Origin of the sequence: Dehalobacter sp. (genome assembly GCA_023667845.1) — a bacterium.
In the GTDB taxonomy this organism is placed as follows: Bacteria; Bacillota; Desulfitobacteriia; order Desulfitobacteriales; family Syntrophobotulaceae; genus Dehalobacter.
Genome location: JAMPIU010000206.1, coordinates 1 through 20,793 on the forward strand (window position 1 = coordinate 1; position 20,793 = coordinate 20,793).

Genomic DNA, 20,793 nt, shown 5'->3' on the forward strand with positions numbered 1-20,793 from the left:
ATCTCGCCTGGCGGTCTTTGACCCTGCGGTCTGAATTCACCTGGTGGTCTTTGACCCTGCGGTCTGAATTCACCCGGCGGTCTTTGGCCCTGCGGTCTCATCTCACCTGGCGGTCTTTGACCCGGCGGTCTCATCTCGCCTGGCGGTCTTTGACCCTGCGGTCTCATCTCACCTGGCGGTCTTTGACCCTGTGGTCTCATCTCACCTGGCGGTCTTTGACCCTGTGGTCTCATCTCACCTGGCGGTCTTTGACCCTGCGGTCTCATCTCACCTGGCGGTCTTTGACCCTGTGGTCTCATCTCACCTGGCGGTCTTTGACCCTGCGGTCTCATCTCGCCTGGCGGTCTTTGACCCGGCGGTCTCATCTCACCTGGCGGTCTTTGACCCTGACTTCTTTTGTGACCTTCTGCATCTCTGAAGCTTTCCGGGGGAATATCTTCTTCGGTCCTTTTTCTGGCAGGGACTTTTTCCTCAGCCCCGGCAGCCTTAACCGGCTTGCTTGCTTCTTTTTGCTGTGATTCGCCTATCTTGGTCAGCACTTTTTTAACTTTTTCAACTTCCTCCGTGGATACCGCACTTAAGTGGTTTTTCACTGGTATCCCAATATCATTAAACTTTTCCATTAAAGCCTTGCTGGATATATTCAATTCTTTAGCCAGTTCGTGAACTCGAATATTGGTCACATTGTCACCCCCCAAAAACGAAAATAGAAATATAACCTTTCAACTCCTTATCTTTTACTGAGGACATTAAAACTTTTAAACCCGCTCATTTTCAGGTGTGTCCCCCAACCTGATGATTGCTTTGGCGAAACCGTCATCCATAATCAGTATAAGTGCTCTTGGTGATAATCCGACAGCCGTCCCGAGTTCTTGTTTCGTGCTGCAGATCATAACCGGAATATGAAGATCATCGGCCCATTGCGTGTACTTGGTGATAGAGCCCGGTGAATCTTCTGCAATAATCAATAACGAGCCCTTTTGTTTTTTTAAGAACGCTTCAACCTGTGATTCTCCGGAAGAAATTTTCCCGGCTCTCCTTGCCATTCCAAGCAATGATAATATTTTTGGTGTCAAGAAGAATTCATCTGCCTTTCAATTTCGGCCAGCATCTCTTTGGTCGGTTTGATGCCAAAAGTTTTTTCAAAACGGTTTTGTTTCAGAGCTTTTATCAGACAATCTGGACACTGGCAAAGGTAAGCTCCACGCCCATTTTTCTTGGAAGAAGGATCAAATTCCAATACTCCCTCAGGTGTTTTTACGATTCTCAATAATTCTTTTTTTGGTTTCATTTCCTGGCAGCCAAGACACATGCGCAGAGGGATTTTTCGTACCTTCATTTTCTCACCTTTCAGGAATTACTTTTGGTCACTGAAGCCTATTTTTTCTTGCTTGAAGACTTGGCCTTTTTCTTGGGTTTCTCTGCTTCCTGCTGTTCATCTGCTTGGGAAGCTTCATCAGCAGGTGATTCTAATTCTGAATAAGAAACATCAGCATCACTGTCTTCATTTCGGGCATTTTCATCGCCGTCATATTCTGCAGATTCATCGTATTCATCGTAGTATTGGCTGTCCTCGTCCTCCTGATAACTCCCGTCATCATATTCATCGTATCCTTCTTCTGTGTAGTCCTGATAGCCTTCATCATATTCCTGATATTCTTCTTCAGATTCTTCATACTCGCCTTCTACATAATCGCCGTAGGGTTCGTCTTCATAATCTGTATATTCTCCTTCTTCATAGGGTTCATACGCCTGTTCATAGTATTCACTCTCATACTCTTCATCCTGATAGCCGTCTTCCGGGATCAAATTCTGAGCGAGCGCCTGCGTTTCGTTCTTAATATCGATTTTCCAGCCGGTCAGCTTTGCGGCCAGTCTGGCGTTCTGTCCTTCTTTCCCGATAGCGAGTGATAATTGATAGTCCGGCACGACCACCAACGTCACCTTGTCTTCATACCGCGGATAAACGCCCAGGACTCTGGCCGGGGAAAGCGCATTGGAGACAAAATCAATCGGATCAGCCGACCAGTTGATGATGTCCATTTTTTCGCCTTTCAGTTCATTCACGATATTCTGTACCCTGCTGCCCTTCGGTCCAACACACGCTCCGACCGGATCAACGTTTTTGTCTTTCGAGTAAACGGCAATTTTGGAGCGTGCACCTGCTTCCCTTGCAACTGCTTTGATTTCTACAATTCCATCGTGAATCTCCGGAACTTCCAGCTCAAACAATCGTTTGATCAGTCCTGGATGGGTGCGGGAAAGCAAAATTTGGGGGCCTTTGGTCGTTTTCTTCACTTCAACAACATAGGCCTTGATTCTTTCAAAAGGCTGGTAGTTTACTCCGGGATTCTGCTCTGAGGCAGGCAGTACGGCCTCCACCTTGCCAAGATCCACAATGACGTTACGCTGTTCATAGCGTTGGACAATACCGGTGACAATATCTCCCTCGCGATTAATATATTCATCGTATATCAATCCGCGTTCAGCCTCGCGTATTCTTTGGACAACAACCTGCTTGGCAGTCTGCGCTGCGATGCGGCCAAAGTCACGCGGGGTGACTTCAAATTCAACAATATCTTCAGTTGAATAGTTCGGGTCAATTTTTTTAGCTTCTTCTAATGATATTTGGGTGCGAGGATCATCCGCAATTTCCACAACGTTTTTGCGGGCATATACTTTAATTTCTCCATTCAAGCGGTCTATATGGATCCTTACATTCTGTAAAGAGGAAAAGTTCTTTTTATATGCCGATATCAGAGCAGCTTCAATCGCTTCAAACAATATCTCTGTCGAAATACCTTTTTCTTTTTCTAATTCGTGAATTGCCTCAATGAACTCCATGTTCATCTGTCTGAATCCCTCCTTAAAATCATTTTAAAACTCAAAAGTAAGATGGGCCTTTTCAATTAGCGACAAAGGAATGGCAATCTCCCGCCCTTCATATTCTAGGATAACCTGGTCATCAGCCAATCCTTTTAAATTTCCGGTAAAGCGGTTGTATCCCTCAAACACTTCTGTCGTATTAATACTGACAAGCTTTCCTGTATATTTGATATAATCTTCTCTCTTTCTAAGCGGTCTCTCAATTCCGGGAGAAGAGACTTCCAGCATATAGGCCTGGGGGATCGGGTTTTCTTTATCCAGAACCTCATTAATTCGATGGCTTACCTCGGCACAGTCGTCAATCTCTACTCCGCCTTCCTTATCAATATATAATCGCAGATACCAGTAAGCACCTTCCTTAACATACTCGACATCGACGAATTCCAGTCCCAGCTCCATTACGAGTGGTTCTGCCAAACTTCTAACTTTATTTAGAATAGAATTGCTCATCGTATACTCCTTTTAGAGTTAAGCATTTTTTATTTTTTCATCATACCAAATGAAAGAGTGGGTAATCCCCACTCTGAACCAAAAATCTGCTTAGAATAAAATTCCTGCTTTTACTATATCATATACTGTTTCCGTCTGCAATATTCCTAATGTCCAGTTTAAAACAAACTCAGCTGATTTTTGTCGGGCAGCCCTTCCAAACACCCGTGCTGCTGAAGCGTTTCAATGACGGTTTTGCTGATTTTTCCGTTGGATCGGGCCTGGATATCTTCGACAGATTTGATCGTTCCATGTTCCCTGAGTTTGACCAAACTCGCCGCAGCCGTTTCACCGACTCCCTGCAGGGATGACAGTGGCGGCAGGAGCCCATCAGGCGTTACCTGAAAACGTACCGCATCGGATTCCCACAGGTTAACCTTGCGCAGCTTAATCTTCCGGCAGTACATTTCCACCACAATCTCAAGGATCGTCTGCAGGTTCTTGTCCTTAGCCGTTGCATTGTTGCCTTTGGCGGCAATTTCTTTGATAGCCTCCCGGCACTTTTTCACACCGCTGCAGATCAGTTCCGCATCAAACTCATCTGCCCTGACGGTAAAAAATGTCGCATAAAACGCTTCAGGATAATTGATCTTAAACCAAGCGATCCTGAAAGCCATTGTCACATAAGCTACAGCATGGGCCTTCGGAAACATATAGCTGATCTTCTGACAGGAGTCAATATACCAATCCGGAACGTTTTGCTTTTTCATGGCCTCAATATCTTCATCTTTGAGTCCTTTACCCTTGCGGACCGACTCCATAATTTTAAAAGCATGACTGGAATTAAGTCCCATCTGAATCAAATAGATCATAATATCATCACGGCAGGCAATAATGTTGGAGATGTCAGCTGTACCGTTTAAGACAAGGTCCTGGGCATTGCCAACCCAGACATTCGTACCATGGGAAAGTCCGGATATTCTGACCAGATGGGAAAAGCTTGAAGGTTTGGTGTCTTCCAGCATCTGTCTTACAAATTTTGTACCAAATTCCGGGATGCCAAGTGTTCCGGTCGTGGACCCGATTTCCTCCGCAGTCACGTCAAGCGCATCCGTACTCGAAAAGAGTGAGAGGGTTTGCGTGTCATCAAGCCGAATTTTCTTCGCATCAAGCCCTGTCAAGTCCTCTAGCATTTTAATCGACGTCGGATCGTCATGACCGAGCAGGTCCAGTTTGGTTAAACGCCCGGAGATGGAATGGTAGTCGAAATGGGTCGTAATAATATCTGAAGAGGTGTCGTTGGCCGGTCTTTGCAGCGGGGTAAAATCAAAAACATCGCATTCTTTCGGGATAACCATTAATCCTCCCGGGTGCTGTCCTGTCGTTCTTTTTACCCCCGTACAACCGCTGACCAGCCGGTTCAGTTCTGTCTGGTTATATTTGACCTTTCTTTCCTCAAGGTAATTCTTCACAAAACCATAGGCAGTTTTTTCAGCAATCGTGGAAATCGTTCCGGCCCGGAAAACATTTTCCTTGCCAAATATCTCCTCGGTGTATTTCATAGCTCTGGGCTGATATTCTCCCGAGAAATTTAGATCGATATCAGGAACCTTGTCTCCCTTAAAGCCTAGGAAGGTTTCAAACGGAATGTCATGTCCGTCTTTGACCAGTTCCCTGCCGCACTGCGGACATATTTTATCCGGCAGATCCACACCTGCTCCGGCGATTCCGTCCGTCACAAACTCTGAATAAAGACACTCCGGGTTAGCACAACGATAGTGCGGCGGAAGCGGATTGACCTCCGTGATGCCGGTAAAAGTTGCGACGAGCGATGAACCGACGGAACCCCTTGATCCGACCAGATAACCATCCTCGTTTGATCTTTTTACGAGCAGATGCGCAATCAGATACAATACGGCAAAACCGTTGCCGATGATGGAATCCAGTTCCTTATTTAAGGTTTTCTGAACCATTTCCGGCAAAGGATTGCCGTACAGCTCATACGCTCTGGTCATCGTCATATCCCGGATTTTATCGGCAGCACCTTCAATCTTCGGTTCGAAAAAGTCGTCCGGAAACGGTTTGATTTCAGCGACCTGTTCAGCAATCATTCTCGGTGTTGCAACTACCGCCCGATAGGCATCCTCTTCATCAAGATAAGCAAATTCCTTGAGCATTTCATCCGTTGACCTGAAATACAGCGGAGCCTGCTCATCGGCATCGGCAAAGCCTTTCCCGGCCATCAAAATTCTTCGGTAAACTTCATCTTCCTTATCAAGAAAATGGACGTCACAGGTAGCCGCGACAGGAATACCAAGTTCCTTGCTAAGAGAGACAATGTGCCGGTTCATATCGATCAATTCTTGTTCGCTGGAAACCTCACCGTTTTTCAGCATAAACCGATTGTTCCCCAGCGGCTGGATTTCCAGATAATCGTAATACGAAGCAATTTTTTTGATTTCTGCCGCATCTTTCTTTTGCAAGATTGCCCGCATCAGTTCTCCTGATTCGCAGGCCGAACCAAGGATCAAACCTTCCCTGTGGGCATCAAGCAGCGAACGCGGAATACGGGGACGTCTGTAAAAATACTCCATATGGGAAGCGGTAACAAGTTTATACAGATTTTTTAAGCCGGTATAATCCTTGGCCAGAATAATGATATGGAAAGAACGGCTGCGGCTCAACTCGACCGGATTCGTTCCGGCATCCTCGACCAAATAGCCTTCCATGCCATAGATGATTTTGACACCGTACTTTTTTCCGGCTTCAGCCGCATCCGGAAAAGCCTGGACGACCCCGTGGTCTGTTACAGCAATCGCGGTATGTCCCCATTCACCGGCTCGCTTCACCATGTTTTGGATCGATGAAACACCATCCATTTCCGAATGCTTGGTGTGCAGATGCAGTTCAACCCGTTTCTCTTCCGCAAGATCCGGCTTGGACGTCTTCGAAACAGTCATCATATCCCTTGGCATCAACGTCAGCTCGGTCGTATACCGATCGAACTGTACAGCTCCTTTCACTCTGAGCCAGTCACCTTTGTTGATTTCCAGAGGTTTTTTTCCTTCGTCAAAGAACAGTTTGCAGCCTATCGAGTTTGTCTTGTCTGTCAGACCGAACGACAATAATTGACGCCCGCTTTTTAATAGTCTGATTTCTGTTTCACAGACCTCACCCTCTACAATGACCTGTTTCTCCTCGTCATGAATATCGGCTAACGGAGCCGGCGTACCCTTTATCTCTCTGCCAAGCAAAACAGCATTCTGCTCTTTCTTCTCTTTTTTCTCCTCAGGCTTTTTGGACAGGATTTCCTCTACATACTTTTGCTCTTCTTTTTCCGCGTCAAAATAGATTTCTTCTTCGGCGGCAGTCTCTTCAATTTCCCAGAAAATCCTTGCCTCCAGACCATATTTCTGCCGAAAGAAGCTTTCCAGACTATCCTGTTTCAGCTGACAATATTCCATTGCCATCATGCTCGGAACGAAGAAGGTCAGTCTGTTTTTAACAACCTCGTATTTTACGGAAGCATTCAGCCAGACCTTAAGGGAAGGCACCTTCTCGTGAATATCCTGAATGATTTGCAGCCAATGTTCTTGACAAAACATCTCTAGGGTAAAATCGGGAGACATTTTTGTTTTTATCTCAATCGTGATTCCGTTATTTTCGTTCCCACTATTTAATCTTTTCTTTAAGGATTCAGTTAAAAGGCCCAGAATTTCTTCCTGGACCGGACAGGATAAAGAAAGATGGAGTATCCACTTTCTTTGTTCAGGAACAATCTCCACCCTCTCCAGCAATATGTAATTTAGAAAAGTATCCAGCCTCATGCTGACATCACTTGGTAATTCCTGATAAAAAGGTGTTGCTTCCAGTTTGACTGCTGCAGTTGACACCAATGATGCCTCCTCTGTATCCAAACGCAATTTCTGATAAATGATTGACTTTCATGATATCTATGTTTGATATCTATGTTTGGGGTTGCCTGCATGCTACAATACCGCTTTTCGGCGAATTGCGCCCTCCGTGGCGCAAATGCCGCGCTACGCACTCCATGCTTCGCTTGTCGCGGTAATTGTAGCACGCAGGCTAATCTTTAGCTAATCTTTGGATAATAAGATTATAATGTTTGCTTAAATTAAGCATGTAACTTTGAGAAGTATAACGAATACACTGTTCTGTTCTTTTCTTTTAATAAATTCTCAAGAATAATCTACATTCTGACATGCAGACTTGCTTGAATAACCCTAAGATCAGTCTGGGGGCCACAGTTCCGCGACAAGCGGAGCATGGAGTGCGCAGCGCGGCCTTTTGTGTCATGGATGACACAACGGCCGAAAAGCGGTATTGTGGCCCCCAGACCTGCCATACATAATGGTTTTGTAATACTCAATAGAACTAGGCACGACAGGCTTCTTTGATGATTTCTGTTACAAGACTGCAAACGCGGTCCACTTCAATCAGCTCAACTTGTCGGGTGCTTCTGTTGTACAGTTCAACTTTACCTTCGGCGAGTGCTTTAGCGCCGATTGTCAGTCTTAGAGGATATCCGACGAGATCCGCATCCTTGAATTTTACGCCCGGACGTTCATCCCTGTCATCATATACTGTCTCGACGCCGGCTGCCTTTAATTCTGCATACAACCTTTCGGCAGTTGAGACGACATTTTCGTCCTTTAAGGAAACCGGGACGATAATACAATGATACGGGGCAATCGGCATTGGCCAGATAATTCCATTCTCATCATAATTCTGCTCAATGGCGGCAGCCATTGTTCTGCTGACGCCTATCCCATAGCAACCCATATAGCAGACCTTTTCCTTACCTGTATCGTCGAGGTAGGTTGCCTGAAGGGCCTGACTGTATTTCGTACCAAGATTGAAGACTTGCCCGACTTCAATCCCACGGGCTTCCTGGAGCGATCCCTGGCATTTCGGGCAGGGCTCACCCGGCGTTACCATTCTGAGGTCTGCTATTACAGCAGGAATAAAATCCTTTCCGCAAGTGACGCCGAGCAGGTGATAGTCTTTTTTATTGGCTCCGCAGACTCCCTGTTTCATCTCAGCTACTTCAAGGTCTGCGGCAACATAGACATCCTTAAGTCCAACCGGCCCGATGAACCCGTGCTCGCAGTTGAAAACCTCCCGGACTTCCTCCGGGTCAGCCATTCTGAGGTTCAGGAACGGTCCGAGCATATTATTGACCTTGATTTCATTGACTTCCCGGTCTCCCCTAACCAGGACAAGTATAAAACGGTCGTCGCCTTTATACAAAAGCGTTTTTATCAGAGAAGACTTGTTGATTTTTAAGAAATCGGCCAGCTGGTCAATCGTTTTGATATCGGGGGTATGAACCTCACCTGTCCGGCCTGCCAAAATATCCTGATCACTGTCTGGATGCGGCAGACATTCAGCTTTCTCGACATTGGCGGCATAATCGCAATCAGGACAGAATACCACCGCAGCCTCTCCTGATTCAGCCAGCACCATAAATTCATGGGTTCCGCCTGTTCCGCCAATCGCACCGGCATCTGCCTCGACAGCACGGAAAGTCAGGCCACAGCGCGTAAAAATCCGTTCATAAGCCTCATACATATTGCGGTAACTCTCCCGGGAACCTTCCGAATCCCTGTCAAAAGAATACAAGTCCTTCATGATAAATTCCCGGCCGCGCATCAGTCCGAAACGTGGTCTTCTTTCATCACGGTATTTGTTTTGAATCTGGTACAGAAGGAGCGGCAGCTGCTTGTAGGAACGGACTTCACTTCTGACCAGGTCGGTGATGACTTCTTCATGCGTGGGTCCGAGACAGAATTCCCGGTCATGCCTGTCTTTTAATCGGAACATCTCCGGACCATAGACATCCCAGCGTCCGGTTTCTTTCCACAGTTCAGCCGGCTGGACAATCGGCAGCATGACTTCCTGTCCGCCTTTGGCATCCATCTCTTCGCGCACGATTTGCTCGATCTTTTTAATGACTCTGAGTCCCAGAGGAAGATATGTATAAATACCGGCTGCAGCTTTGCGGATAAATCCGGCTCTCAGCATGAGCTGGTGACTGATCACTTCGGCTTCTGCAGGCACTTCCCGCAAGGTCGGATTCAATAATTGGCTAACTTTCATTGTTTATTTCTTCCTTTCAACAAGTGCTTGCTCTTAAAAAGTTCTTGCTCTTCAATATTACCATTTTCACACAGGATTAAACAACCGGAAAACCTCAGATTTATTTTTAAAGATCTACCAGAAAATGTTTAGCGTTTTTCTGATAGACTTAAATCCGCCTCGATTTTCTCCATCAAAGCCGGCACTAATTCATCTTCAGGCAGCTGCGCGATGACCTCACCCCGTGCAAAAAGCAGCCCCCTGCCTTTTCCTCCTGCAATGCCAAAATCGGCTTCCCGGGCTTCCCCAGGGCCATTGACCACACAGCCCATCACGGCTATGGAGACCCTCTTGGAGGGTGCCGGTAAAGTTTCAAGTCTCTGTTCTACTTCCTCAGCCAGATGAACTAAGTCCACCTGAGTCCTGCCGCAGGTCGGACAACTGATTAATTCGAATCCGCCTTTCTTGAGATCCAGTACCCGCAGAATCTGCTGGGCAACCGGAATCTCCGCTGCAGGATCGCCTGTCAGTGAGACTCTGATCGTATCGCCGATGCCTTCAGCCAGAAGCGTTCCTATACCGATCGCAGACTTCACCACCCCGGATCTGACCGTACCGGCTTCAGTTACCCCGATATGCAGCGGATAGTCCACCCGATCGGCAATCATGCGGTAAGCGTCAATCATCAACGGAACATGGGACGACTTCAGGGAGATCTTGATATGATGATAGTTTTCTTGTTCCAGGATGCCGACATGGCCCAAAGCGCTTTCGACCATCCCTTCCGCGGTCGGTCCGCCGTATTTCTCAAGGATTTCCTTTTCCAGAGATCCGGTGTTGACTCCGATCCGGATCGGGATGTTTCTTTCGCGGACCGCGTTGATAACCTCCTGTACCTTCCAGCGCTCACCGATATTTCCCGGATTGATTCGGAGTCCATGAACCCCGTTGGCAACAGCTTTAAGTGCAAGCCTGTAGTCAAAGTGAATATCCGCAACTACCGGAATCGGACTTAGGTTGCAGATGTCTTTCAACGCAAGCGCAGCCTGCTCATTTAAGACAGCCGTCCGGATAACCTCACAGCCAATTTCCGCTAGGTGCCTGATCTGATTGAGGGTGGCTTGAACATCCCGGGTATCCGTATTGGTCATCGACTGAATCACGACCGGATTATTTCCGCCAATTGCCACCGATCCGATTTTCACTTCTCGCGTAATCCTACGTTTCAATCGATAAACCCTCCTATTTCGCGAAGTTGACAAATATTCCTTGAGCCTGTCTGGTAGCCACAATACCGTTTAATCAAATCAGATATAGATACCGTAATTATAAGTCTGATATGAATGTTTAGTAAAAAGGCACTATGGTATTTTCTACAAAGAACAACCGTAAATTCAGAATAAGACTAACCAAAGGGCTCTAGAAATCAGGCTGCTGGCCACAGTTCCGCTGTGAGCGGAGCATGATGCGGAGCGCGGCTTTTTACGCCATGGAGGGCGTAATAGCCGAAAAGCGGTATTGTGGCCTGCAGCCTTACCCGAACAGAGATAGATATCCATCATGTCAATCATTATAGATACTCATCCGGCATCATTATTCAGATGAAATTTACTTCGTAATTATCCTCAGTATATCCTGATACGTCACCGCGATCATCAGTGCGATGAGCAGCGCAAAGCCTGTCAGCTGAATCCAGCCTTTCTTTTCGATACTTAAAGGCTTACGCCGGATTCCTTCAAAAGTCATCACGGCCAGCTGACCGCCGTCGAGCGCCGGCAGCGGCAGAATATTTAATACACCAAAGTTGATGCTGAGCACAGCGGCCAGGGTAAATAGCGACGACATTCCCTGTTTTACGCCTTCCCCGATGACCTGGGCAACACCAATCGGACCCGAAAGTTCGACCGGCGCCTTACCGGTAATCATTTGAATCAGATAAAGGACGAGTTGTCTAGTAAACTCTACCGTCTGCTGAAAACCATATTGGATGGATTTCAGGACGGATACTTTCTGCATGGTATAAGAAGGTGTAATCCCGATCAATCCTTTTCCAAGCTCCTGATCATAGACCGGGGTAATCTCAATCGTGACAATTTGTTTCGTATCCGCTTTTTCTACGGTAAACGACATCTTTTCTCCAGGGTTGGTGTGAATTTGCTGCGTTACAGAATTCCAGTCTGGAGTCTCTGTGCCATTGATCGCAATAATTCTGTCTCCGGCGGCGAGTCCTGCCGTGGCTGCAGGTTTACCCAGTGACACCTCACCGATTAGGTTCTGGTTATCGGCTACGGCTACGCCAAAAAAGGCAAAAGCAACCACAAAAAGCACCGCACCGAGGATGAAGTTCATGAGCGGTCCGGCCACAATGACGGCCATTCTCTTCCAGATTGATTTGCTTTCAAAACTTCGGGCCAACAGTTCCTCCCTACTGACCTGATCGCCTTCTTCGACTTCTTCAGCACTTAAGAATCTGCAAAATCCTCCCAGAGGTAGTATCCTGACGGAGTAAAGCGTTTCCTTACCCTGGAACCCAAAAAGCTTTGGCCCAATGCCAAAAGCAAATTCCAGCACTTTAATCCCCGATCTCTTGGCTACGATAAAATGCCCAAATTCATGTACGAATACCAAAACGCCAAATATTACGATAAAAGCAATTACCGTTTTTAAGATGTCAAACAAACCATTCACCTCAACCCAGATTTATTTGTGATGCAGCATAATCCCTAGCCCATCTGTCCGCAGCCAGTACGGTATCCAAGTCCTTTATCTCCTGAACCTGATGGGCCTGACAAGTGCGTTCCACAAGTTCGTGCATCTCATGATATTTTATGCGGCCTGCCAGGAAAGCATGTACACAGATTTCGTTGGCAGCATTCATGACCGCAGGAAGTGTCTTTCCTGTCTGACCGCAGGCATAAGCGAATTTCAAAAACGGGAAAGCGGCCAAATCAGGCTTCTCAAACGTTAAGCTCTTTCCGGCAAGCGAAAGTTCCGGTAAACGGTTTTCCCAGCGTTCGGGATAGGTTAGCGCATACTGAATCGGAATGCGCATATCCGGTATGCCAAGCTGGGCAAGAACAGTGCCGTCACGGAATTCGACCATCGAGTGAACAATGCTCTGAGGATGAACCAAAACATCAATTTGGTCATAATCTACGCCGAAAAGAAATTTTGCCTCAATAACTTCCAAACCTTTGTTCATCATGGTTGCCGAATCAATGGTGATCTTGGCACCCATATTCCAGTTCGGATGTTTCAGCGCCATTGCCGGTGTTACCTCAGCCAGCCTTTCCCTGTCCCATCCTCTGAAAGGGCCGCCTGAAGCAGTCAGAATAATTTTTTTAACTGCATTTTTGTTGCCGCTGAGACACTGGAACACAGCAGAGTGTTCACTGTCGACAGGAATAATGGAGCAGCCGTTCCGTTCTGCTGTCTGCATTACAAGTTCCCCTGCGGCAACGAGCGTTTCTTTGTTGGCCAGCGCAATATTTTTTCCTGCGTTCAGTGCAGCCAGTGTAGGCTCAAGACCAATACTGCCGCTGACAGCGGTCACAACCGTGTCAACCTCTGCTGCAGTCGCCGCCTCAAGCAGTCCCTCCATACCTGCCAGCACCTTGACAGACAGGTCAGCAACCCGTTGTTTCAGGAAAAGTGCACTTTCTTCCTGCATCATCACGGCAATCCTCGGCCTGAACTCGCGGATCTGTTGTTCAAAAAGGTCGGCCCGGGAATTGGCCGACAAAGCATAAACAGCTAATTTTCCTTCCGAGTTTCTGACCACATCCAGTGTCTGCGTGCCAATTGAACCGGTGGAACCTAAAACCGAAATTATTTTCACTTTGATATCTCCAATTCCAATTCTATCCTAATTCGTTATGCTTAAGTTTTACTTAGAGTGGATCTTTTAAGAGAGTGGCTTTGAATGGCTTTGCTATTCTCCCTTAAAAAATCCGGCTTTCCTGACGGCTTCATACATGACGACCAGAGCGGGGCCGATGAGCAGCCCTACTGCTCCGAAAAGGTTCATTCCAACGTACATGGACATCAGGGTGGCCAGCGGATGCAGCCCGATATTTTGAGACAAAATCTTTGGTTCCAGGATCTGCCGGATCACTGTAGCGGCAAGGTAGATGACCAAGAGTTTGACTGCCGAGGCTATACTGCCGGTAAAAAGCAGTACCAAGATCCACGGAATAAATATGAGGGCCGGTCCGATAACCGGTATCAGATCGAGCAGGCCGGCCAGAATGCCAAGCGTAAAGGCATAGCTATTACCGATGATCAACAGTCCAATTGTGATCACAGCGAATGTGATGCAGACAAGAATGGTCTGGGCTCTTAAGAATCCTACGAGCGCTGAACCAAGGTCTGCAGCAATTTGTCTGGTTTTTCCAAGATATTTTCCTTTTACCCTGCCAAACAGCCATTCCTTGACGGCTGGAAAACTCATGCTTGTCAGCAGCGTTGCTACAGTTGTGATCACAATCACAACCATCAAACCCGGCAGCGAGCCCAGGAAATTCAGCAGACCTAGACTGCCGTTTTTAAGAATGACCTGGAGTGCCGCAAGTATTTTTTCCATGTTGGACTGAATCGCACTGTTGATCTCAGGATTCAGCTGAATGAACTGCTGAATTAAGCCGATCTTTTCTGTCAGCATTGCCAAGGTTTGTTGATAAATTATTGGAAAAGCGGTATATAGTTCGGCTAACTCGCGGTATATCCGGCTCCCGAACAAAACCAGCAGCAGTACAAACACAATCAAAACCAGTACCACCACAAGCAGAGATGCGTAGGTTCTCTTGATTTTAAGCACTTTAATCAGTTTTAATATAAGAGGTTCCAGCAGGAAAGAAATGATAAACGCTAAAATAAACGGCAGCAGGGCCGAGACCACTGTTCCAAGCGTTGAACCAAAGACAGGGAAAAACTCAACGATTGCATAGGTAAAAAGTTTCAGGCTGAGTAATGCAGCTGCAATAATAGCCAACCTGTTTAGATTCACCCTTAGGGAGTTCTTGGTTGTATCGTTCATGCTTATCCCACCAATCCAAGGTTAATAGAAAAAAACACCAATGGCAGCGCAAACAAAAAGCTGTCAAAGCGATCCAGGATACCACCATGGCCCGGGATCAGTCTGCCGGAATCCTTCACACCGGCAGTCCGTTTCAGTGCGGATTCAAAAAGATCACCAATTTGGGAGGCAATACTGGTCAAGAGTGACAGCACAAGGATAGCCGGGAGCGTTGCTTGCTTGGTAATCAACCAGAAAACAAAACCGCAGACTAAAGCCGTCACCAGGCCGCCAACAGCCCCTTCGACTGTCTTGTTCGGGCTGACTTTCGGGGCAAGCTTTCTTTTGCCGAACATGTTCCCGACAAAAAAAGCTCCGGTATCTGTGAGCCAGACCAGTAAGAAAACAAGAAAACACCAAGAAACGCCAAATTCTCTCAAAGAGTAGAGATAGGTAAACAGAAAGACCGGATAAATCAGCGCCAGAAAATAATACGTTGAAGACGCTAAAGACTGATTTGGATAGCGCAACGCATAACTTCCAAATGTCAGCATGAACCATATGATCGCAAGCGGCAGCATCCATTCCGTGCGGCCAAGAAGAAAAATAGCCAGCCACAAGATGCTGTAAACGACTGCCGGCCATAACTTGTTTATTAAACCGGCCTTTTGTCCAATCTGCAAAAACTCTTTAAGTCCAAGTAAAGCCAGAATCACAACAGCAATGGACAAATACCATCCTCCGAGCCAGGTTAATACTAATAAAAGGGGGGCTCCGATTAGAGCACTCAAGATTCTCTTTACCATTTTCTATCCCTCAACCTTCTTTTACGCCACCAAACCTGCGTTCCCGGTTTTGAAAAATCCGAATCGTTTCAAATAATAATGCTCTGTTAAAATCCGGCCAGCATTCATTCACAATCACAATTTCTGAATAAGCGGCCTGCCAGAGCAGATAATTGCTTAAGCGCATTTCACCTGAAGTCCTGACGACAAGCTCCGGATCAGGACAATCTTTCGTATACAAGTGCTTTTCAAATATTTCCTCGGTAATTTGCTGAACATTTAGCGCTCCGCTTTGGACCTCCTGCGCAACCTCCTTGACTGCTTTGAGGATTTCGATCCTGCTTCCGTAATTCAAGGCAACATTCAACACTAATCCGGTATTGTTCTTTGTTTTTTCACAAGCCTCGTGATAAGCCTTCAGGACATCTTTTGGTATATCTTCTTGCTGCCCGAAAATACATACCTTAACATTATTCGCATATAGCTCAGCAAGTTCTTTGCGGACATACTCCTTCAAGAGCGACATAAGAATCCCAATCTCCGACTGTGGTCTTTTCCAGTTCTCGGTTGAAAAAGCATATACGGTCAGATATTTGATTCCAAGCTCATCGCTACCCCTGACGACCTCCCGCAGCGCTTCTACTCCGGCCCGGTGACCGACAGAGCGAGGCAATCCTTTCTGCTGGGCCCATCTTCCGTTTCCGTCCATAATGATTGCCAGATGCCGAGGGATTCTATTCATATCAATGTTTTTCAGTTGAATATCTCCACTGTCTTTTTTCCAGATTATCACAAGTATTCCTCTTTATATCTGTACTTAGTACCATGGTCATACATATTAGAGCTGCCAAGATACTAGAACGGCTGCGGAAAGACCCCCTGTTCCGTAGGGGGCCATATAAAGAAAACTTGGCTGGCGCCAAGCCTTTGGCGGCAGCCTTAGCTGCACCTAGATATATCAGCAAGTGTACTTATACTTTTGATATACCAAAAAACTACTTTATAAATTTATCATGGATTAGTATAAATTTCAAATAACCATCAGTACAACTTATTCTGGCCACACGTAAATCTCCGCAGGGAACAGCCTTTCCTGCAGGGCTGGTTATCTCATAACAGAAATTCGCGCTTTCTTGTGTCAATTCCTCTTGAACATCGTCCCACTTTTTCCCGAGCCAACGCAACACGCTACACTTCCATAATTTCTTTTTCTTTTTTGTCGAGGATCTCGTCGATATCCTTTACAATTTTATCGGTAAGTTTCTGCGCTTTTTCTTGTCCTTTTTTGGAATCGTCCTCCGAGACAGTTTTATCCTTCTCGAGCTGTTTTATATCATCAATAAGCTCCCGTCTGATATTCCGGACAGCAACCTTGGCATCTTCCGCTTTCTTTTTAACCGTCTTGACAATCTCTGCACGACGTTCCGCTGTCAATTGCGGAATATTTAACCTGATGACCATGCCGTCATTCGAAGGCATAAGTCCAAGATCGGATTTAAGAATCGCCTTTTCAATATCCTTAATTGAAGATTTATCCCAGGGCTGAATAGTAATCATCCGCGGGTCAGGAACTGAGACATTGGCCAGCTGGTTAATCGGGGTAGGAGTCCCGTAATAATCAACGGAAACCTTGTCCAGGACTGCTGGATTCGCCCGACCTGCCCTGACAGATGCGAGGTCCTTCTTGAGTACCTCCTCTGTTTTATGCATTTTTTCTTCAGCGTCATTCAGAAATTCATTGAGCATTTTTCATTACCTCCCTACATAGGTACCTATTGGTTCTCCCTTAAGTGCTTTAATAATATTGCCATTTTCTTTCAGGTTAAAAACAATGATTGGAATATCATTGTCCATACACAATGAAGTTGCTGTCGAATCCATCACACCCAGCCCTTTGCTGAGCACATCAAGATAGGTCAATCTTTCAAATTTCTTAGCATCAGGGTTCTTCATCGGATCACTGTCAAACACGCCGTCAACCTGTTTGGCCATTAAAATAACGTCTGCTTCAATCTCCGCGGCCCGCAAAGCCGCCGTCGTATCTGTCGAAAAATAGGGATTGCCTGTCCCCGCTGCAAAAATCACAATACGGCCCTTTTCCATATGGCGGATTGCTCTTCTTCTGATATAAGGTTCCGCTACCTGCCTCATCTCAATCGCCGACAATACTCGGGTGACAATGTTATGTTGTTCCAGAACATCCTGCAGCGCTAGGGCATTCATTACAGTAGCAAGCATTCCCATATAATCAGCAGTTGTCCGGTCTATTCCCTGAGAGCTTCCGGCGATGCCTCGCCAGATATTTCCCCCGCCAACGACCAGTGCCATTTCCACACCAAGCTTCTGAACTTCAGAAATCTGTCGGGCGACAGACTCTAGCATGCTATGCGCAATTCCAAAACCTTGTTCCCCAGCAAGCGCTTCTCCACTTAGTTTCAATACGATGCGGCGGTAACGTGCATCTGTCATAAACGAACCTCCGTACTTAGTTTATTTCTACACCAAAGATAAAAATCCTCTTGTCGCTGTACGTAGATGTAGCAGAAAGCATTTATACTCTGTATTATACACAAGAAGCAATAAACCTTTCTGGTTCCCCTAAAAAAGAGAACACCGAAGTGTTCTCTTATCGATTTATTTCTTTCATGACTTCATCGGCAAAATTATCCTGGCGCTTTTCAATTCCTTCACCCAACTCATAGCGGGTAAATCTGCGAATAGCTATTTTCTCACCGATTTTAGCAATCTTAGCCATGACCAGGTCTTTGACTAAAATATCGGGGTCCTTGATAAAAGGCTGTTCTACAAGACAAACTTCCTTATAGAATTTCTCTATGCGGCCGTCAACCATCTTGTCAACAATTTTTTCCGGTTTCCCTTCGTTCAATGCCTGAGCCCTAAATATTTCTCTTTCATGGGCAACAACGTCAGCCGGAACATCTTCTTTATTGACATAAAGCGGTTTAGCTGCGGCGATCTGCATCGCAATATCCTTAGCCAGCTGCTTAAATTCATCTCCACGGGACACAAAGTCGGTCTCGCTGTTTAATTCGAGCAGAACGCCAATTCTGCCACCTCCATGAATGTAGGCTTCTACAGTCCCTTCGGCAGCAATTCGTCCTTCTTTTTTAGCAGCAGCAGCCAGACCTTTTTCTCTTAGGAAATCTATCGCTTTGTCCATATCGGCATTACATTCGGTTAATGCCTTTTTGCAGTCCATCATTCCGGCTCCGGTTCTTTCCCTGAGTTCTTTCACCTGAGAAGAAGTAACTTCAGCCATACGGTAACCCTCCTTTATTGAATACTTTACGACACATATAAAAACAGGGTAAGTCATGAAGAACATACCCCAATCTCACCCTGTTTTTTTAACTATTCTTCGTCTTCGGTTTGATTGCTCTCTTCAGCTTCTTCAGTATTGTCAAGACTTCCTTGTTGTCCTTCGATGATGGCATCAGCCATTTTCGCGGTGAGCAGTTTTACAGCCCGGATCGCGTCATCGTTGGCAGGAATCACAACATCGATCTCGTCAGGATCACAGTTGGTATCGACAATTCCTACGATCGGAATATTTAATCTTCTTGCCTCAGCCACGGCAATTCTTTCTTTACGCGGATCAACGATGAATAAAATATCAGGAAGTTTCTTCATGTTTTTGATACCGCCAAGGAATCTTTCCAGCTTACCCATTTCATGGCGCAGCGCAGCGACTTCCTTCTTAGGAAGAACTTCAAAAACGCCTTCTGCTTCCATTCTTTCGAGCTGATGCAGTCTTTGGACTCTCTTTTGGATGGTCTGGAAGTTCGTCAGCATTCCGCCGAGCCAACGCTCGTTAACAAAATACATGCCGCAACGTTCAGCTTCTTCTTTCACAGATTCCTGAGCCTGTTTTTTTGTACCTACAAACAGCACAGTTCCGCCGTTTACTGCGATATCCCGGATAAAATTGAAAGCCTCGTCAACTTTTTTGACGGTTTTCTGAAGGTCAATGATATAGATACCATTTCTCTCCGTAAAAATGTAACGAGCCATTTTAGGATTCCAGCGGCGGGTCTGATGCCCGAAGTGTACACCGGCCTCTAAGAGTTGCTTCATAGAAATTACAGCCATTGTGTAACACCTCCTCTCTTCATTTGTTTTTTTCCTCCGCAGGTTCATTCCTGGTACCCTTTGCTTGCGCAAAGAACTTGTACGCTAAGTCCCACTGCGTGTGTACTCCAAAAAATCACACTGCGAATAGAATATCATACCCTACTCCCGAATGCAACTTTAATTAATCCCGTAATGGGCGGCCAGATTGGACCGGATATTATGAGAAATGATAAACTCCTCTAAATCTGTAAGCAGTTCATTATAGGGAAAATAAAGATCAGTAAGGTAATACACTTTATTATTCCCGGCTTTAAGCAGCACAATTTCTTCATTGTTTTTGGTCCAAAAGAATGAGGCTTTACGGATATCTTTCGGTTCAAATGTCTTTTTCCGGAATAAGGACCGGAAGATGATCGCCTGATCATCAATAACAATCCGTTTCGTTTTCGCCGTCAACCAGATCAACAGGATCAAGAGAATCGTAACAGCATAAATTCCGGAAAGGATCAGCAAATAAAGTGTCGGTAAAGCGTAGTAAAAGAGTACCCCTCCGATCAGCAGCGGATACAGGATGATATATAGCACTCCCGGAATTACTAAAGGTTTCATGCGGTAACCATATTCTTGCGCATCCATAATCATTTACCCTTCTCTTTAACGATGCCGTTTAATGTACTTATCCAGCTCTTCCAGCAGATAGTCATTCAGAACCTTGATATACGTGCCTTTCATTCCGAGAGACTTTGATTCAATCACGCCTGCTGATTCAAACTTGCGCAGCGCGTTGACAATTACCGAACGGGTAATGCCAACCCTGTCGGCAATTTTGCTGGCTACCAGCAGCCCCTCGCCACCGCCCAGTTCAGCAAAAATATGCTCAACTGCCTCGAGTTCCGAGTAAGACAGTGTTCCCACCGCAATTTGCACAGCAGCTTTCTTGCGGGCTTCTTCCTCCGCCTGTTCAGCCTTGACGCGCAGGATTTCCATACCAATCACGGTAGCACCATATTCTGCAAGGATCAAATCCTCCGAGCGAAACTGCTTGCCAAATTTGGCCAGAACGAGCGTCCCGACCCTGTCTCCGCCTCCAAGAATCGGCACAATTGTTGTCATCTTATTGCCGAAAACACACTCGTGATGCTTGCTGAATACACAGGCATTCGCAACTTGCGTTGTGTTCGCCTTTGTTTCGGTCATTTTTAGCAGACCTTCATTGTAGCTTTCCGGGAATCTTTCTGTATGAAGAACGATTTGTTCCATTTCCCCGCAGTGGAAATCGTCCATGAAGCTATAGCCGAGGATTTTCCCCCTGCGTCCGACAATATAACAATTGGCAGCAATCTCCTGACTTAGTACTTTGGCCATCTCGTCAAAATCCACAGGTTTTCCGGCAGCACGCTGAATGAGTCCGCTAATTTTTCTGGTCTTTTCTAGTAAAATTTCCACAGATTACCCCCCTTATTCTTGGTACTCAGAACTCAAAAACTT

The 20,793-nt window shown here is 46.1% G+C and carries 19 protein-coding genes; all 19 read right to left on the reverse strand.

Annotation, left to right across the window (positions count from 1 at the left end; all coding sequences use genetic code 11):
- Window positions 1-683, reverse strand: a 683-nt coding sequence (locus NC238_16495) for a translation initiation factor IF-2 N-terminal domain-containing protein (GenBank protein MCM1567508.1), incomplete at its 3' end; no start/stop codon positions are given.
- Between the two features lie 75 nt (window positions 684-758).
- The gene (locus tag NC238_16500; protein ID MCM1567509.1) at window positions 759-1,076 is read right to left on the reverse strand and encodes a L7Ae/L30e/S12e/Gadd45 family protein; all 318 of its coding nucleotides are present in this window, start codon (window positions 1,074-1,076) and stop codon (window positions 759-761) included.
- On the reverse strand, window positions 1,073-1,339 hold the full coding sequence (locus tag NC238_16505; GenBank protein MCM1567510.1) for a YlxR family protein: 267 nt from the start codon (window positions 1,337-1,339) through the stop codon (window positions 1,073-1,075). The genes NC238_16500 and NC238_16505 overlap by 4 nt, the downstream gene beginning before the upstream one ends.
- Before the next feature lie 38 nt (window positions 1,340-1,377).
- Window positions 1,378-2,850, reverse strand: coding sequence for a transcription termination factor NusA (gene nusA, locus NC238_16510; GenBank protein ID MCM1567511.1), 1,473 nt, complete (start codon window positions 2,848-2,850; stop codon window positions 1,378-1,380).
- A gap of 27 nt (window positions 2,851-2,877) precedes the next feature.
- Window positions 2,878-3,336 carry a ribosome maturation factor RimP gene (locus NC238_16515; protein ID MCM1567512.1) on the reverse strand — a complete coding sequence of 153 codons (459 nt, stop codon included), beginning with the start codon at window positions 3,334-3,336 and terminating at the stop codon, window positions 2,878-2,880.
- A 158-nt stretch (window positions 3,337-3,494) separates the two neighbouring features.
- Window positions 3,495-7,208 (reverse strand): PolC-type DNA polymerase III, encoded by a 3,714-nt coding sequence (locus NC238_16520; protein MCM1567513.1) that lies wholly within the window; start codon window positions 7,206-7,208, stop codon window positions 3,495-3,497.
- Between the two features lie 502 nt (window positions 7,209-7,710).
- Window positions 7,711-9,435 (reverse strand): proline--tRNA ligase, encoded by a 1,725-nt coding sequence (locus NC238_16525; protein ID MCM1567514.1) that lies wholly within the window; start codon window positions 9,433-9,435, stop codon window positions 7,711-7,713.
- 128 nt (window positions 9,436-9,563) lie between these two features.
- Window positions 9,564-10,643: a flavodoxin-dependent (E)-4-hydroxy-3-methylbut-2-enyl-diphosphate synthase gene (ispG, locus tag NC238_16530; protein MCM1567515.1), complete on the reverse strand. Its 1,080-nt coding sequence runs from the start codon at window positions 10,641-10,643 to the stop codon at window positions 9,564-9,566.
- 379 nt (window positions 10,644-11,022) lie between these two features.
- Entirely contained in the window at window positions 11,023-12,102 is a 1,080-nt protein-coding gene (gene rseP, locus NC238_16535; GenBank protein MCM1567516.1) for an RIP metalloprotease RseP, read from the reverse strand.
- A gap of 1 nt (window position 12,103) precedes the next feature.
- Window positions 12,104-13,252 carry a 1-deoxy-D-xylulose-5-phosphate reductoisomerase gene (locus NC238_16540; GenBank protein ID MCM1567517.1) on the reverse strand — a complete coding sequence of 383 codons (1,149 nt, stop codon included), beginning with the start codon at window positions 13,250-13,252 and terminating at the stop codon, window positions 12,104-12,106.
- Between the two features lie 93 nt (window positions 13,253-13,345).
- Complete coding sequence (gene ytvI / locus NC238_16545) at window positions 13,346-14,449, reverse strand: sporulation integral membrane protein YtvI (GenBank protein MCM1567518.1); 1,104 nt, start codon at window positions 14,447-14,449, stop codon at window positions 13,346-13,348.
- A gap of 2 nt (window positions 14,450-14,451) precedes the next feature.
- Window positions 14,452-15,234, reverse strand: a complete 783-nt coding sequence (locus NC238_16550; GenBank protein ID MCM1567519.1) for a phosphatidate cytidylyltransferase — start codon at window positions 15,232-15,234, stop codon at window positions 14,452-14,454.
- 10 nt (window positions 15,235-15,244) lie between these two features.
- Window positions 15,245-16,006 (reverse strand): isoprenyl transferase, encoded by a 762-nt coding sequence (locus NC238_16555; GenBank protein ID MCM1567520.1) that lies wholly within the window; start codon window positions 16,004-16,006, stop codon window positions 15,245-15,247.
- Window positions 16,007-16,401: 395 nt separating this feature from the next.
- On the reverse strand, window positions 16,402-16,959 hold the full coding sequence (frr, locus tag NC238_16560; protein MCM1567521.1) for a ribosome recycling factor: 558 nt from the start codon (window positions 16,957-16,959) through the stop codon (window positions 16,402-16,404).
- A gap of 6 nt (window positions 16,960-16,965) precedes the next feature.
- A complete protein-coding gene (pyrH, locus tag NC238_16565; protein ID MCM1567522.1) occupies window positions 16,966-17,682 on the reverse strand; it encodes a UMP kinase in 717 nt (238 codons plus the stop codon).
- 157 nt (window positions 17,683-17,839) lie between these two features.
- Window positions 17,840-18,493 carry a translation elongation factor Ts gene (gene tsf, locus NC238_16570; GenBank protein ID MCM1567523.1) on the reverse strand — a complete coding sequence of 218 codons (654 nt, stop codon included), beginning with the start codon at window positions 18,491-18,493 and terminating at the stop codon, window positions 17,840-17,842.
- Window positions 18,494-18,585: 92 nt separating this feature from the next.
- Window positions 18,586-19,323 carry a 30S ribosomal protein S2 gene (gene rpsB, locus NC238_16575; GenBank protein MCM1567524.1) on the reverse strand — a complete coding sequence of 246 codons (738 nt, stop codon included), beginning with the start codon at window positions 19,321-19,323 and terminating at the stop codon, window positions 18,586-18,588.
- A gap of 159 nt (window positions 19,324-19,482) precedes the next feature.
- Window positions 19,483-19,941: a hypothetical protein gene (locus NC238_16580; GenBank protein ID MCM1567525.1), complete on the reverse strand. Its 459-nt coding sequence runs from the start codon at window positions 19,939-19,941 to the stop codon at window positions 19,483-19,485.
- 18 nt (window positions 19,942-19,959) lie between these two features.
- Window positions 19,960-20,751, reverse strand: coding sequence for a GTP-sensing pleiotropic transcriptional regulator CodY (gene codY, locus NC238_16585; protein MCM1567526.1), 792 nt, complete (start codon window positions 20,749-20,751; stop codon window positions 19,960-19,962).
- Window positions 20,752-20,793: the final 42 nt, after the last annotated feature.

Excerpts from the sequence above, each read along its gene's own strand:
- NC238_16580 (MCM1567525.1), bottom strand. The coding sequence starts at position 19,941 with ATGGATGCGCAAGAATATGGTTACCGCATGAAACCTTTAGTAATTCCG.
- NC238_16515 (MCM1567512.1), bottom strand. The coding sequence starts at position 3,336 with ATGAGCAATTCTATTCTAAATAAAGTTAGAAGTTTGGCAGAACCACTC.
- nusA (MCM1567511.1), bottom strand. The coding sequence starts at position 2,850 with ATGAACATGGAGTTCATTGAGGCAATTCACGAATTAGAAAAAGAAAAA.
- rpsB (MCM1567524.1), bottom strand. The coding sequence starts at position 19,323 with ATGGCTGTAATTTCTATGAAGCAACTCTTAGAGGCCGGTGTACACTTC.
- NC238_16525 (MCM1567514.1), bottom strand. The coding sequence starts at position 9,435 with ATGAAAGTTAGCCAATTATTGAATCCGACCTTGCGGGAAGTGCCTGCA.
- frr (MCM1567521.1), bottom strand. The coding sequence starts at position 16,959 with ATGCTCAATGAATTTCTGAATGACGCTGAAGAAAAAATGCATAAAACA.
- tsf (MCM1567523.1), bottom strand. The coding sequence starts at position 18,493 with ATGGCTGAAGTTACTTCTTCTCAGGTGAAAGAACTCAGGGAAAGAACC.
- NC238_16550 (MCM1567519.1), bottom strand. The coding sequence starts at position 15,234 with ATGGTAAAGAGAATCTTGAGTGCTCTAATCGGAGCCCCCCTTTTATTA.
- pyrH (MCM1567522.1), bottom strand. The coding sequence starts at position 17,682 with ATGACAGATGCACGTTACCGCCGCATCGTATTGAAACTAAGTGGAGAA.
- NC238_16505 (MCM1567510.1), bottom strand. The coding sequence starts at position 1,339 with ATGAAGGTACGAAAAATCCCTCTGCGCATGTGTCTTGGCTGCCAGGAA.
- ytvI (MCM1567518.1), bottom strand. The coding sequence starts at position 14,449 with ATGAACGATACAACCAAGAACTCCCTAAGGGTGAATCTAAACAGGTTG.